Below are 14,851 nucleotides of genomic sequence, written 5' to 3' on the forward strand. Positions count from 1 at the left end.
CCTGATACGGATGAAGCTTCTCCCCGGCCAGATGATTGACGGCACGAATCCCTTCATGGCTCGCGGCATGGGCCAGCTGCAATCCCCCGATGCAGTCGCCGATCGCATAGATATGAGGCTCGCCTGTCTGCATGTTGTCATTGACCTCGATAACTCCTTTATCAAAGCGGATATCCGTATTTTCCAGCCCGATATTCTCAACATTGGCTACTCTTCCTACAGAGACCAGCAGCTTTCCGGCGGACAGGGTCTGGCTCTGCTCCCCTTTGCGGGCTTCGATGGTAATACCATCCGCCGTCACCACGCAGGTCTCCGCATCGACAGTGGTTCCGGTCAGAACCTTCACTCCGCGTTTTTTGAGCAGGCGCATGAGCTCCCTGGCAATCTCCGCATCCTCCAGCGGCAGCAGCTGCTCTGCTGCTTCCACAACCGTAACCTGGACGCCGAAATCCGCCAGCATCGAAGCCCATTCCACTCCGATCACTCCGCCGCCTACGATAATGATCGAAGCCGGCAGCTCTTCCAGCGTCAGCGCTTCTTCACTGCTGAGAATAACTTGGCCGTCCGGCTTAAGGCCGGGCAGTACACGCGGACGGGAGCCCGTCGCGATAATCAGATGGGTAGAGACCACCGTCTCCATTTCGCCATCCTCCAGCTCGACTGCCACCGCACCGCTGCGGGGGGAGAAAATGGAAGGGCCGATAATCCGTCCCTTGCCCTTCAGCACCTGAATTTTATTTTTGCGCATCAAAAACTGTACGCCCTGGTGCAGCTGCTCGACGACAGCTTCCTTGCGGCTCTGTACTTTCGGAAATACCAGCTTTACGCCGGCAGTTTCGATGCCGTAGCTCTCGCTCTCTTGGATTTCAGCATATACCTCTGCACTGCGCAGCAGCGACTTGCTCGGAATGCAGCCGCGGTGCAGGCAGGTTCCGCCCAGTTTGTCCATTTCGATGACGACAACAGACTTGCCCAGCTGGGCCGCGCGGATCGCTGCCACATAACCGCCGGTTCCTCCGCCCAGAATAGCCACGTCACAGGAAATTGTCATTATATGTATCCTCCAGTCATTACTCATAAGTTCTGCATAACTCTCTACATTGTACTCCCTTTTAAGCCTAATACAAAACTTATAAACGTCATGTAAACATGGACTTTTACCGGATGAAGCGTTATCATATGGGTGAATCCAAAGGCCTGCAAGGGAGATGAATCCTAAATGAAACTGCTCATTTCACGCTTCATTGCTATTCTCATTCTCGTTCTTCCCGGTCTGATGGCGATGAAGGGCTTCCTGATGATGAAGGATGATATTTTTAACTACGTCTCCATGCATGGCGATGATACTGTAACCCCCGTATTCGCCTGGCTTCATTTTGGCGGCGGTCTGCTTCTGTTCCTGGCAGGAATGGGCTTCCTCGGCGGCTGGATTCTGACAAGGGACCGCAAGAAGAATTACGTGGGACCCAGATTCCGGGAAAAGCAAAAAGCCCAGCAGCCCGCCTCACCGGATACAACGGTTTAAACATACCGCATTCTGAGGTTACACACTATCCCCTTTAGTTTAGTCTACAATTTCAATTTATAATAAAATACAAAAGGCAGCTCCGGTACACCCGGAACTGCCTTTTGTATTGCTTTATTCCGCCTGTGAAGCCGCTGAAGCCCCCCGCACCAGCTCACTGTACAGTCCGCCTTGCCGCAACAGCTCCTCATGGGAACCCTGTTGCTGCAACCGTCCGTTCTTGAGCACCAGAATGCGGTCTGCAGCGCGGATCGTGCCCAGCCTGTGGGCGATGACAAAGCTGGTCCGGCCCTTCATCAGCGCCTGCAGACCCTCCTGAATCTTGATTTCGGTTACGGTGTCAATGCTGCTTGTCGCTTCGTCCAGCACGAGCATCGACGGGTTAGCCAGAATCGCCCGTGAAATCGCCAGCAGCTGCTTCTGCCCCTGGCTGATCCCGTTTCCATCCACCGACAGCATCCGGTCATACCCGCCGTGCATCCGCATAATAAAAGGATGGGCACCTGCAAGCTTCGCCGCCTGCTCCACTTCCTCATCCGTAGCCTCCAGCCTGCCGTAGCGGATGTTGTCGCGGATCGTCCCCTTGAACAGAAAGGAATCCTGCAGCACAAAAGCCATATGGCTGCGCAGACTTTCCCGCCGGATGGAGGACAAGTCCTGGCCGTCGAGCGTAATACTGCCTTTGTCCGGATCATAAAAACGCGACAACAGCCCGATCAGCGTTGTTTTCCCCGCACCCGTAGGCCCGACCAGGGCGATCATCTCACCAGGCTTCGCTTCAAAGCTGATATCCTGCAGAATATCAGCCCCTTCGTCATAGGAGAAGGATACTCCCGAAAACTTCACCGCACCTTCCACATGCTCCAGCAGATGCGCAGCGCCTTCATCCCTCGCTTCCTTCTCCTCATCCATCACTTCAAAGACCCGCTCCGCTCCGGCAATCGCCGACAAAAGGGTGTTCCACTGATTAGCCAAGTCATTCAGCGGCCGTGTGAACTGGCGTGTATATTCCACAAAAGCGATAATCACTCCGACAGTGACCAGGCCGCGGATAGCCAGCAGACCGCCGACCCCTGCAACGATAGCAAAGCTCAGATTGTTTAGCCCGTTCATCAATTTGGGAATAAAGCCGGAAATCGACTGTGCCCAGTACCCGGACAGCATAATACGTCCGTTCCGCTCGCGGAAACCGTTGATTACCCGTTCCTCCTGGGAGAAGGCCTTTATAATCCGCTGGCCGGACAAGGTCTCCTCAATGAATCCGTTAAGCTCGCCCAGGTTACGCTGGCGCTCCTTAAACAGCGGGCCTGTACGCCGTGTAATCCAGCGCATGCCGAGCGTCATCAGCGGCACGACAATGAACGTCAGCAGAGTGAGCAGCGGACTCAGCCACAGCATCACCCCAACCGTCCCCAGCAAGGTCAAGATACTCGAGAAAATTTGGATTGCCGAGCTGTTAAGCGTCGAGCTGATATTCTCGATATCATTCGTCAGACGGCTCATAATCTCGCCCTGCTGCCTGCGGTTAAAGAATGAGATCGGCAGCCGGTGCAGATGTGCGAACAGATCCGTACGGATCCGGTAGACTGTCTCCTGGGCAATTTCGATCATCCAGATATTCTGCAGCCACGAAGTAAGAGAATTTAACACATAGACCAGGGCTAATGTAATCAGAAAAACGATCCAGGTGCTGCCCCCGTCTCCCTCGAGGTAATGATCCACTGCTCTGCTAATCAGATAAGGCCCCAGCAGGGCAAGCCCGGAGCTGAGCAGAACCATCACTAACACCAGGATCAGCTTTGCCTTGCGTGCAGCCAGATAAGCCCAGATCCGTTTCAGTGTAGCTGATGAATTTTTCGCCCGGGCTTTCGGCTTCCGTCCGGCGGGGGATCCGAAGCTCTTCCCCTCGCCCAGTCCCAGTTCCAGCTTCGGATGGCGGAAAGGCTCAAGTAGTGCTTTGAACATGCTGCGCCGCCCCCTCATTCTGTGATTCGTTAATTTTGCGGTAAAGGGCTGAATCCTTCATCAGCTCCCCGTGCGTTCCCCCGGCGATCAGCCTGCCCTCATCAAGCAGCAGAATCAGATCAGCTGATACTGTAGAGCTAATCTTTTGGGTAATGAGGAAGGTGGTGCAGGACATTTTTTTGAGTTCTTCCAGCAGCAGCCCCTCCGTTACCGCATCAAGGGCACTGGTGCTGTCATCCAGAATCAGAATTGCCGGTTTCCTTACGAGTGCCCTGGCGATCGTCATCCGCTGTTTCTGGCCTCCGGACAGATTGACCCCACGCTGGCCCAGCATCGTCTCATAGCCTTGAGGCAGACCAGTGATCGTCTCGTGGATCTGGGCCGCCGCAGCCGCCCGTTCAATCTCCTCTGCCGTAGCATGCTCATTACCCCAGGCTATATTTTCCCGAACCGAACCGGAGAACAGCATGATCTCCTGCGGAACATAACCAATAGACCTGCGCAGCCTGCTAACCTTGATCTCAGAGCTGTTCTCTCCATCAATCCTGATGATCCCGCTGTCAGGCTCGCATAGACGGGGAATCAGGCTCACCAGCGATGACTTTCCAGAGCCGGTTGCGCCCATGATGGCTACACGCTCACCAGGCTGAACCGCAAATGAGATTTGCTCCAGCACAGCAATATCGCTTCCCGGATAACTGAAGCTTACATCGGTGAATTCCACTCTGCCTTGGATGGATGCCTCTACTTGGGATTCTTTTACAAGGTCTTTCCCCTCCGCTGCTGACCCGCTTACCTGTACATCTGCCGATCCGGTTTCTTCCCGGCCCTCAGGCGGAGACATTACTTCCGAAATGCGCTGTCCCGAAGCAACAGCCCGGGAGAAGGTTGCCATAATCCAGGAAAGGGCCGACATCGCCCCAATGGTACGCAAGGCGTAGTTAATAACCGCAACAGTCTCCCCCAGCGTAGCTTGCCCGGCAGAAATTTCGATTCTCCCAAACCACAGCACAGCTACAATTCCCGCATTGACGATCAGCATAATGAGCGGTCCCATCGTTTCGGTTAACCTTAAAGCAGCAACAGTGGATTTCATCAGCCCCCCGCTGTACGAAGCAAAGCGGCCGATCTCATGACCCATCCGCACAAAAACCCGGATGAGCCGGATACCTGTAAGATTCTCCTGAATGACACCGTTTACACCGTCAACTCTGCTCTGCACAATCTTGAACAAGGCCGAAGACCTGCGCATCACCCAAGTCAGAACCACAATCAGCAGCGGCAGCGTGACGGCCAGCAGCAGGCCCAGCTTCACATGCACGACCAGCGCCATGATTACACTGCCCAGCACAACCAGCGGTACACGGGTCATAAAACGCAGTGCCATAAATACCGTGTCCTGCAGCTGCGTTACGTCCCCGGTCAGCCGCGTGATCAGTGAAGAGGTCTGATAACGGCTGAACACTTCATAAGTGAAGGACTGCACCTTTTCGTACAGCTTGTCCCTGAGATCATAAGCAAAGCCCTGGCTGGCATGTGAGGCAAAAAAAGAACTCAAAATGCCTGCTGCAAACGCTATTACAGCACTAAAGGTAAGCACTCCGCCCCACAGCCAGACCACCGTCATATCCTTTTCCCTGATTCCGTTATCGATAATCTTCGCGATCAGAAGGGGCTGTGACAGCTCTACTGCCAGCTCAATCCCCATCATTACCAGAGCGGCAATAGCAGCTACCCTATATTTTTTGAGGTATAAGAAAATAAGATTCATCGGCGTTATCCTCTTGTTCTATTCGTAAAGTGCATCCCGCAAACGGGTAGACATTGCTGAGCCTTGTCCACTCTTCAAAATAACCCGCCGCAGTGCCTTGTTGCTGCGTTGCAGCTCTGCCAGCTCGTCCATCATTTCCGACACTAGGCTTTGCGCCTCTGCTGACAGCCCCCCGTTCTCCATCACCCCGGCCAATCTTTCTTGGAACTGCTCCAATTTCTCCGTCACCTGCCATACTTCCTTCCCATAAAAGTTCTCCAGCTGAAAACACAAGTGCGTACATTATAACACATCCGCGGAAATGATCTTTAACTCAGGATATGCCATAGACTGAAAGTTTATAGGTTCGACATGTTTTCACTGGCTAGTTCAGCTGCTCATATGATACTCTAATAAAGTCGCATTTTTTGGAATACTATACTTCAGGTTATAGCGCGAAAGGATAGATGGACGTGGCACAGTTGTTTTTCAAGTATGGGGCAATGAACAGCGGTAAATCCATTGAGATTCTCAAGGTAGCCCATAATTACGAGGAGCAGGGCAAGTCAGTACTCATTTTCACCCCATCCCTGGACGATCGGGACGAGGTCGGGTATATTTCCTCCCGCATCGGACTGCGCAAGCAGGCCATACCTATCGATGAAAATACGGATATTTACAGCATTGTAAGCAACAATCTGCCGAAGCCCCACTGCGTGCTGATTGATGAATGCCAGTTCCTCAGCAAGGATTGCATCCTCCAGCTTGTGCGGATCGTGGATGAGTTGAACATTCCGGTCATGGCCTTCGGCCTGAAAAATGATTTCCAGAACAATCTCTTTGAAGGCAGCAAATACATGCTGATCTACGCCGATAAAATTGAAGAGATGAAGACCATCTGCTGGTTCTGTGAACGCAAAGCCACGATGGCGCTGCGGGTCGAGAACGGCAAGCCCGTCTACAGCGGCAAACAGATCCAAATCGGCGGCAATGAAGCTTATTACCCGGTCTGCCGCAAATGTCACAAGAATCCTCCCCTTTAATCATTAAAAAGCATCCCAGCGCCGTTATACATACGCTGGAATGCTTATTTTTTTAGAAAAAATCTTAGGTTTGAATGACTTTCAGCGCTTCGTGCCTATCAAATGATCACGCCTGCTTCAAATAACGCTCCTGCAATACATTCATATGATGCCGTTCATGCCCGATGATCAGGCAGGCCTGGGCTCTGACTGTCATAGGCACCGAGAAGAACAGGCCTGCCTTTGTCCATGAATCAGCCGGCAGGCTTTCCAGCAGAGCAAGCGTAGACTCACGCACGATCCGGTAGTGAAGCAGCATTTCCTTCAAGCTGAACCGGTCGAAATCTCCTGCCGCTACATAATCATTCTCTTCGTATCCTGGAAGCGGCGCCTGCTCACCTCTGGCAAAACACAGCAGTCGATAGGACATGATCCGGTCGTTATCTGTCAAATGGCCAATCATCTGCTTGATACTCCATTTTCCCGGTGCGTACCTGTAGCTTCCCTGCTCTTCAGTGAGACCCTCCAGCAGCGTAAAGATTTCCTTAGACTGCTCGCGGAGAATAGCCGCCAGATCTCCCTCAGATGGCACTAAAGAGATGTACGCTGTCTGATAATCCAAATATTCGCTTTTTTCCGGACGCTGATTCATATAAACAACCCCTTCCACTCCCAATTTTATGAAAACTAGACAAAATGCATAAAAGCCATTGTTGTATTTTAGTATATTATGTATAATATTTGCAAGATTAAGGAAGAGTTAATCTATTCATCGGGAGTGTACGCATGCTGGATTTTGTGCTTTTTATGTTATTTTCGGTTATAGAAACCTTTGCTTTGTTTTACCTCGGCTTCAAAATCTTTAAAATTGATCTCTATCCCAAGGAAATCATCTTTGCGGGAGTGATAATGGCATTTTTTTCTTATGTTATACGCAATGATTATCAGATGGCCGAGCTTGACACCTTAGTCCAATACACCCTTGTCGTTTGTTTTCTCTGGCTCCTATTTCGGATACATATTTTTTATTCTTTCATAATGACCGCCATCTCATATCAATCGTACTTATTAATTCAATCTCTTTTGTATTTGATTATTAATTTTACCGGAATCTATCATTTGAATTACCCCTTCATCTCCGTTGGAATTTATTCTTTACAGTTATTATCAGCTACTATAACAATTATGGTAGGCTATTGTATAGGCAAAAAGAGAAAAGGATTCGATTTCATTCCTGATAAACCTGATGCAAAGATCATTATCTCTAAACGCGAGAAGATTATGTTCGCCTTAACCTTTCCTTCTATTTTTTTTATTATGTTAATGCTTTTATTTGCAGAGCACTACTATCAATTATTCTTCGTAATTCCTTTAATGTATAGCATTCTCTTACTTGGATATTTGTATCTTTCCGATAAAAAGAATCGTGGTGAAGAATTCTGAATACATTAGCAATTAAAATTTCTACTGCAATTAAACAGGCTAACCCAGACGAAACATGCTCCATCGAAATTATGCAGTATGCCCTGAACATTATCCTAAATACCCTTTTGACTTTTATAGCTTCAATGATTATTGGCTGGTCCTTACACAATACGATTAATACATTATTATTTTACACAGCCTTCTCCTTATTGCGTGTCGCTTCCGGAGGCAAGCACTTAAAAACGGCAGCAGCCTGTAATCTTGTTACTATATTATGCTGTTCATTCATCCCATATTTACTCCATCTACATGGAATACTCTTTTGGGCAGCCAATGTTTTGAGCTTTATAATTATGCTAATTTATGCACCTAATCCAGATAAAAATGCTCAAATCCCCCTCAAGTGTTATCCCGCATTAAAGTTATTTTCAATTGCACTAGTGGGCTCAAATTTTTTTATTAGTTCATCTGTCCTTGGACTAGCTTATTTGCTGCAGTCCTTAACAGTAATTACCTGGAAAAGGAGGGGATCATTATGAAGGCATCGATGGCCAAGCATGCTTCTGCTGCACTTGAAGCTTCCGCTCGCTTCTTTGTATCCGTTATGAAATTAGGATTTCACAGCCCGGAAGCACCCAAAGAATTGCGTAAGTAATCGAACAAGGATGGGGAAAACATGCGTGTCTTACAAAACGACGGCTCCTCCCTGGATATCAGGGAAGAAGATATATTGTATTTCTCAAGTTTTAAGAATGCAATATTCGTCCATACGAAAGAAGGCGAGTTTGTTCTCCCCACTACTCTTTCCGATCTGTTGATTGCTTACAAGGGTAAAGGATTCGAACGCCTTGACCGTAACAATGTTGTCAGTCTTGACAAGGTTGACAAGTACGACGCTGAGCTGAAAATTGTTCATTTTACCCAAGGTGAACAATTTGCGACTGTCTCGGAGTCTAACGAACCGCGAATCAAGAGATTCCTGGCTTCCCGCTTAAAAAAATCTGCAGACTGATCATGCTGCGGATTATAGCTCTCTACTACTCCCGGTGTCTAGCAGGCACTGGGATTTTTTTCAATTCAGTATTGATAAAAACAAATTCATAATTATTACATATTCATCCTGTTTTGTAAAGGGCGATTCGCAGGGTGAATGCCAGGAGACGGATAACCTTCCAAATGGTACCATTTGAATAGATTAGCTACAATTTAAATCATTATACTATTTGATGGAGGAATCTAATGGATTATTATTTTCATCCTTCTCCGCGGCCCTCATCACTTGAATTATTATCTGACGAGCAGTTGTTGAATATCTATGAATTAGCGGTGGAGGCAAATGCTTCGCCTGATTTTATTGAAATTATAGTAAGTGTTCTATCTGGGAGAAAATCAGCAGCCTCAAAGCTTCAGGATGTGTGAGCACCATGTTCCAGTTCACTTCTACATAATTCATTTCAATAACCATAATTTCAAAACCCATATCTAAAGAAGCCATCCCTCACTTCTGTGAAGAGGATGGCTTCTTTGCATGCGGACCGGAACACATCGTAATACTCGTCCGACTACTCGATAAATTCAGTTTTAAACACATTATCCAATTTCCCGCCAAGTCTTTTTTTGAGCGGCACCTTAATATCACGGCCCAGTTCCTTAAAGAAGGTATCCACATCACATTTCACATTCTGTGCCATCGCAATAACCGTTCCGTCACCTACGATGTTCTGGTTTACTTCAAGAGGCACATCGACTTCGATGTCGTATTTCTTGGTCAGGGTTTTGATGTACCGGGCAAAAATCTCCAGCAGCTCTTCATTGTTGAAATTTTCGATTGCGGCTTTTCCCTTAGTGGTAAATTTCATGTTAATTCTCATTAATAGATATCCCCTTTTCTGTCGAACCATTTTTTGTTGGTTTATGGATCAAGATGAATAGATGGCTGCAAGAAAGGGCAACATTATTCATTTTTGAAAACTGGTTGTACCGGCTCACAGCTACTTAAAAGCCCCTTTAACCTGCTGCGCCTTAAACTGGGTAAATTCCTTCAAAGCCTGAATAATCTCGTCCTGCTCCTCTTCCTTGAGCTCGTAGATATACTCCCTCAGCCACTCCCCGAACAGATAAGCTTGCCGGCCTTTGCGGGGCTGCTTCCGCAGTGAATCCAGATTTCCTTCAAACTTGTCATTGAGTACATCCGTAAGATTATATTTCTCAATTTTTTCTATTACCATTCCTGCCCCATATTCCGTTTCATAAACGATAACCTCGTCTGAATCAAACGAAACATAAGACGTCTCCTTACCTTCCTTAGCCCGAAACGCCTTCAGCTTATTAAAAGCTGTCTCATATCTGTAATCCTGTGACTGCTTGTATCCCTGCTTCAACGTCTTAATATATTCAATATCAGGCATGTAATCGGCCAGATGGTACATCCGGTTCTTGAGATCAGTTCCGAGCGCTTCGATAATTTTGTCCAGGTTGTCTTTTAGAGGAATGCTTTCTCCCCGTTCAATCTTGCTGAGCTGTGAGTAGCTGATGCCGCTCTTCTCTTCCAGCCCCCTTAAGGTCAAACCTCGCGCTTTCCTGAAGTGCCGGATAAAGTCTCCGAGCTCATCGGGATAATGATCGAAATCGTTCATGGGGTCACCTCTACCTCTATCATAACACAAGATAACACTTTGTGTTTCAATATAACAATTAATACCTGAATTTTTCAGGATTTCTCCGGGTTTTCAGTTCAAATGATACTAAGAAATGATTATTTTACTCACCATTCCTGCCTAATGTCCTTCGATTTAGAGGGATGTATTGTATACAACGTTACCGCTAAAATCGGAAGAATAAGCGCAGAAACTGCTAAAGCAATCTGATAATTATTTCCGCCAAGAACAAATAATTTAAAAATCATTATAAAGAAAAGTATAAAAAATATAAAAAAGTTCTTAATAATTTCTAAGGGAATCCCCAAAATCAGCCAAACCATCTTTAGCATCAAGTCCTCTTGGAATCCTTGGATATAATCTAGCCAGACACTTTTTAAGCCAGACCAAATGATTTTACCCGTCAAGGCTAACCCATTTTGTATTCCGTGTAATACCGTAAGATCATTATCAATGGATGTAAACATAGAAGTGATATCTTCAGCAAACTTAAAGCTGAATACTTTAATCTCCAGTGAAGTCCCGCTCGGGATAAAGATATTAGTCACTCCACCGTACACAACCAGCCCCAAAATGAGACTTGTAATTAACGTGCACCACACTTTATTTTGGATATCATTCATATTATTGCTCCCCATAACTATATTGCAAAAAGTTACGATAAACCTGTCATAATAAAACACTCCTTCATTGGATTGTAATACCCAATAAAGGAGTGAATTTTATTAATATGATTACGACAAAGAGCCCGGTTTAAAACTTCACGTATCCTGCTCCTTACCCTTTCAAGACACCTTATGCTCAATGCGCAGCTTATCCGCTACCATGGCAATAAATTCCGAGTTAGTTGGCTTCGATTTGGAGATATTAATGGTATAGCCGAACAGATGGGAGATGCTGTCGATGTTGCCACGGGTCCAGGCGACCTCAATTGCATGGCGGATGGCCCGTTCTACGCGGGATGGAGTGGTCTTGAACTTCTCCGCTATGGCAGGGTAGAGCGTTTTGGTAATGGCTCCGAGAATTTCGATATTGTTATAGACCATCGTAATGGCTTCACGCAGATACTGATAACCTTTAATATGTGCGGGTACACCGATTTCGTGAATGATCGAAGTAATATTGGCATCCAGATTCTTGCCTTTGGAGAGCGGCAAAACATTGTTATTGGATGATGCTCTTGATCCGGAATAATTGGACATGTTCGGGGAACTGCTCATGCTTCCCTGTGCACCGACCAGCTGACGCACACGGTTGGCTAGAACTTCCATATCGAACGGCTTCAAAATATAATAAGAGGCGCCAAGCTGCACAGCCCGTTGAGTGATGTTCTCCTGGCCGAATGCAGTCAGCATAATAATCTTCGGTTGAGGATTAAGATCCATATCACGCAGGCGTTCCAGAACGCCGAGTCCGTCCAAATGCGGCATGATAATATCGAGGATTAGTACATCGGGAATTTTTCTTGCCCCGCTAAGCATTTGAAGCACTTCTTCACCATTGTAGGCGATGCCCGTAACGGTCATATCTTCCTGTTCCGTAATGTATTCGGCAAGCAAGTTTGTAAATTCCCTATTATCATCGGCCAACAACACTTCAATATTCTGCACTGGCTGCTTCCTCCTTATTCATCTCTGCGGTTTCTAAGTCCTTTATCTGTCCTCCCTTAACATTTTCGACATGCACTCTAAATATCCTTCTGTCGAAAATTATTTTTCTTTATTTTTTTTCGGCGTTGGATTATAATTAATTATTTTATTTCATGGTTCGATGTTTATCGCTGTGCTTCGACAAAAAAATCTTAAGGCTATACCGCCTTAAGATTGTAAGGAGAACCTTCTATTTGCTCTGCTACACCGGAGTCTTTCAGCATCCATTCGATGAAGCAGCCATACCCCGATTTGGGATCATTGACGAATACATGGGTTACCGCTCCGATTAAACGCCCGTCCTGCACAATGGGGCTGCCGCTCATCCCTTGTACAATGCCGCCGGTCTTCTCAATCAGGCGCGGGTCGGTAATGCGCAGCACCAGTCCTTTGGTTGCCGGCGTCTGCTGATGCGCTACATGGATAATCTCCACATCAAACCGCTCCACCTGCTGCCCGTCAACCACGGTTAGAATCTGCGCCGGACCTTCCTTGACTTCATTGCTCATCGCAACCGGAATCGGCTGTTTATAAAGGCTGTGCTCGGGGTTCCTGGTCATTTTGCCGAAAATTCCGAAATCCGTATTGCTCTGCACATTTCCCAGCACCTGGCTCTCCTTGAGAAAAACAGCACGCTTCTCTCCGGGATCACCATCCTGGCTTTTGGAGATCGAGGTTACAGTGGATTGCACGATATGACCGCTGCCCACCACAATCGGAGTACCGGTGTTCATGTCCGTAATGACATGGCCCAGAGCGCCATAAACTCCCTGCTCCGGAGCATAAAAGGTTAAGGTGCCGACACCCGCCGCGGAATCACGGATATACAGCCCCAGTCTCCATACCTTGTCATTACGGTCATAAGCGGGAGTAAGCTTGGCCGTATGCTCTTTACCGCCGCGTTTGTACACGATGCTTAGAGTGTCTCCTGCTTTGCCTGCTCGCTCCACCAGCTTCGCTACCTTGGACACCTCGTCCAGCTTCACTCCGTCAATGGAGACCATCAGGTCACCCGGAACAAGCCCGCTGTTCTCCCCGGGGGAAAGCTTGGACTGCTCAGACACTTCAATCAAATGATGGCCAACAACAAGTACGCCTGCAGATTTTACTTTCACGCCAATCGTCTGACCTCCCGGAATAACCTTAAGCTCCTGGTTAGTTCCTTGCACCTGCTTATTCAGTTGATCAAGCGGTGCAGCATAGCTCTGAAGAGGTCCCGTTATGCCTGATAAGCTGAGAAAGAAGGCAAATAAAAGGCCGGGCATTAACTTCCTGAGGTTAGGCTTCAATGGCTGTCACGCTCCCTTTTGCTTCTTTCGCTTGACGAAAAAGGTGGTCGCCAATTGCGTACCTATAAGATAACCTTGCCCCCAGGCTTTTATTACTGTCAATCATTGTCCCGCTTACCCTATAGCTGCTTTACTGGCCTCGGCCAGACCGAGCATTTCCTGTGCGTGATGCAATGTTTTTTCGGTAATTTCCACGCCGCCCAGCATGCGGGCAAGCTCCATGACTCTGCCTTCTGCTGTGAGGGAGTCCACTTCGGTCATTGTGCGCCCGTCCTCAACTTTTTTGCGGATCAGATATTGATGGTCGGCCATACAGGCCACTTGCGGCAGGTGAGTAATGGAGAACACCTGGCAGGTGGAGGACAGCTTGTACAATTTATCGGCAATGGATTGGGCTGCGCGTCCGCTGACCCCGGTATCCACTTCATCAAAAATCAGCACAGGTATGGCATCTGTCCGGGCAAAAATACTCTTCATCGCCAGCATAATCCGTGACAGCTCACCGCCTGAGGCGATTTTGCCGAGCGGTCTAAGCGGCTCCCCCGGGTTCGGGGAGATCATAAATTCTGCGCTGTCGATGCCTTGCCGGGTCAGCCGGTAACGGCGCTCCTGATACTCTACGCCCCGCGGATCCTCCAGGGTATCGAGCTTGACCTGGAGCGATGTCCGCTCCATCTGCAGATCCTTGAGCTCGCCTTCAACCTGGGTGGAGAGGTCTGCCGCACATTGACTGCGCGCCCTGCTAAGTGCCCGTGCTGCTTCCATTAAGGTACTGAGCAATCCATCCCGCTTCACGGTCAGCTTCTCGATGTATTCATCCTTATTCTCCAGCAGATCCGTTTCCCGGTGAATCTGTTCGTAATAGGCCAGAATCTGCTCGACACTGTCCCCGTATTTGCGGCGAAGTCCGGTGATCAGATCCAGACGGTTCTCGATCTCCTCCAGCCGGGCCGGATTGAACTCGATATCCTCCCGATAGTCCCGCAGCTGAAAAGCGGCATCCTCCAGCTGATAATAGGATGACTGCAGCTGATCCAGTACCGAACGCAGCCCCTTCTCATCGTAACGGACTGCATCCTCCAGCCGGGAGATGACGTTACCGATAGACTCCAGGCCCTGCCTGTCATACAGCAGCTCATATGCGCTGGAGACCGAATCCATCATTTTCTCGCTGTGGGATAGTTTGACCCGTTCTTCGGCAAGTAATTCATCTTCTCCCGGTTTTAATCGTGCTTGAGAAATTTCCTCCAGCTGAAAACGGTACAAATCCAGCATTTGATACGCTTTCTGGCTGGATTCCTGAAGTTCCCGCAGTTCTTTTTCCACTTTGGCAAACGCAGAATATTTCTCTTGATAATCGGCTTTGAGCGGTCCGATCACAGCTTCGCCATACGTATCCAGCAGCCCGAGATGACGCTCCGCCTTAAGCAGATTCTGGTGCTCATGCTGGCCGTGGATATTCACCAGCTGCTCACCGATTTCACGCAGCATGCTGAGATTAACCATCTGCCCGTTGACGCGCGAGGTGCTTTTGCCAAGAGAGGTGATTTCCCGGCGGATGACCAGATG

Annotated in this window: 16 protein-coding genes; 5 read left to right on the forward strand and 11 right to left on the reverse strand. The window is 48.2% G+C overall.

Features of this window, described 5'->3' with window-relative positions:
* Positions 1-1,051: FAD-dependent oxidoreductase (locus tag AQR02_RS16840; protein ID WP_425339981.1), on the reverse strand; the 1,051-nt coding region annotated here is incomplete at its 3' end.
* A 168-nt stretch (positions 1,052-1,219) separates the two neighbouring features.
* Between AQR02_RS16840 and AQR02_RS16845 the strand changes: the two genes are divergently transcribed.
* A complete protein-coding gene (locus tag AQR02_RS16845; RefSeq protein ID WP_054941472.1) occupies positions 1,220-1,525 on the forward strand; it encodes a DUF2627 domain-containing protein in 306 nt (101 codons plus the stop codon).
* A 114-nt stretch (positions 1,526-1,639) separates the two neighbouring features.
* Here the strand turns inward: AQR02_RS16845 and AQR02_RS16850 are convergent, their stop codons facing one another.
* Genes AQR02_RS16850 through AQR02_RS16860 form a run of 3 tightly spaced genes read right to left on the reverse strand, consistent with a single transcriptional unit; the run spans position 1,640 to position 5,489 of the window.
* The gene (locus AQR02_RS16850) at positions 1,640-3,490 is read right to left on the reverse strand and encodes an ABC transporter ATP-binding protein (protein ID WP_054941473.1); all 1,851 of its coding nucleotides are present in this window, start codon (positions 3,488-3,490) and stop codon (positions 1,640-1,642) included.
* Positions 3,471-5,261: an ABC transporter ATP-binding protein gene (locus AQR02_RS16855; protein ID WP_054941474.1), complete on the reverse strand. Its 1,791-nt coding sequence runs from the start codon at positions 5,259-5,261 to the stop codon at positions 3,471-3,473. Before AQR02_RS16855 ends, AQR02_RS16850 begins: the two co-directional genes overlap by 20 nt.
* Positions 5,262-5,279: 18 nt before the next feature.
* On the reverse strand, positions 5,280-5,489 hold the full coding sequence (locus AQR02_RS16860) for a hypothetical protein (protein ID WP_054941475.1): 210 nt from the start codon (positions 5,487-5,489) through the stop codon (positions 5,280-5,282).
* 224 nt (positions 5,490-5,713) lie between these two features.
* Here AQR02_RS16860 and AQR02_RS16865 point away from each other — a divergent pair, with 224 nt between their 5' ends.
* Positions 5,714-6,283 (forward strand): thymidine kinase, encoded by a 570-nt coding sequence (locus tag AQR02_RS16865; protein ID WP_054941476.1) that lies wholly within the window; start codon positions 5,714-5,716, stop codon positions 6,281-6,283.
* 106 nt (positions 6,284-6,389) lie between these two features.
* Here AQR02_RS16865 and AQR02_RS16870 read toward each other — a convergent pair whose 3' ends face one another.
* Positions 6,390-6,914, reverse strand: coding sequence for a DinB family protein (locus AQR02_RS16870; protein ID WP_054941477.1), 525 nt, complete (start codon positions 6,912-6,914; stop codon positions 6,390-6,392).
* 820 nt (positions 6,915-7,734) lie between these two features.
* Between AQR02_RS16870 and AQR02_RS35605 the strand changes: the two genes are divergently transcribed.
* From AQR02_RS35605 to sda, 3 genes are all read left to right on the forward strand, one after another.
* Positions 7,735-8,226 carry an accessory gene regulator ArgB-like protein gene (locus AQR02_RS35605; protein WP_425340014.1) on the forward strand — a complete coding sequence of 164 codons (492 nt, stop codon included), beginning with the start codon at positions 7,735-7,737 and terminating at the stop codon, positions 8,224-8,226.
* A 137-nt stretch (positions 8,227-8,363) separates the two neighbouring features.
* Positions 8,364-8,699, forward strand: a complete 336-nt coding sequence (locus AQR02_RS16880) for a LytTR family DNA-binding domain-containing protein (protein ID WP_054941479.1) — start codon at positions 8,364-8,366, stop codon at positions 8,697-8,699.
* A 227-nt stretch (positions 8,700-8,926) separates the two neighbouring features.
* A complete protein-coding gene (gene sda / locus AQR02_RS16885) occupies positions 8,927-9,106 on the forward strand; it encodes a sporulation histidine kinase inhibitor Sda (RefSeq protein WP_054941480.1) in 180 nt (59 codons plus the stop codon).
* 143 nt (positions 9,107-9,249) lie between these two features.
* Here the strand turns inward: sda and AQR02_RS16890 are convergent, their stop codons facing one another.
* From AQR02_RS16890 to recN, 6 genes are all read right to left on the reverse strand, one after another.
* On the reverse strand, positions 9,250-9,558 hold the full coding sequence (locus AQR02_RS16890) for a hypothetical protein (RefSeq protein WP_054941481.1): 309 nt from the start codon (positions 9,556-9,558) through the stop codon (positions 9,250-9,252).
* Positions 9,559-9,678: 120 nt separating this feature from the next.
* Complete coding sequence (locus tag AQR02_RS16895) at positions 9,679-10,323, reverse strand: helix-turn-helix domain-containing protein (protein WP_054941482.1); 645 nt, start codon at positions 10,321-10,323, stop codon at positions 9,679-9,681.
* 128 nt (positions 10,324-10,451) lie between these two features.
* Positions 10,452-10,967: a hypothetical protein gene (locus AQR02_RS16900; protein WP_054941483.1), complete on the reverse strand. Its 516-nt coding sequence runs from the start codon at positions 10,965-10,967 to the stop codon at positions 10,452-10,454.
* 162 nt (positions 10,968-11,129) lie between these two features.
* Complete coding sequence (gene spo0A, locus AQR02_RS16905) at positions 11,130-11,954, reverse strand: sporulation transcription factor Spo0A (RefSeq protein ID WP_054941484.1); 825 nt, start codon at positions 11,952-11,954, stop codon at positions 11,130-11,132.
* Positions 11,955-12,151: 197 nt separating this feature from the next.
* On the reverse strand, positions 12,152-13,258 hold the full coding sequence (gene spoIVB, locus AQR02_RS16910) for a SpoIVB peptidase (protein ID WP_082451878.1): 1,107 nt from the start codon (positions 13,256-13,258) through the stop codon (positions 12,152-12,154).
* Positions 13,259-13,396: 138 nt separating this feature from the next.
* On the reverse strand, positions 13,397-14,851 hold a 1,455-nt coding region (gene recN, locus AQR02_RS16915; RefSeq protein ID WP_054941486.1), incomplete at its 5' end, for a DNA repair protein RecN.

Origin of the sequence: Paenibacillus ihuae, from assembly GCF_001368795.1 — a bacterium.
Lineage (GTDB): Bacteria > Bacillota > Bacilli > Paenibacillales > Paenibacillaceae > Paenibacillus_AQ > Paenibacillus_AQ ihuae.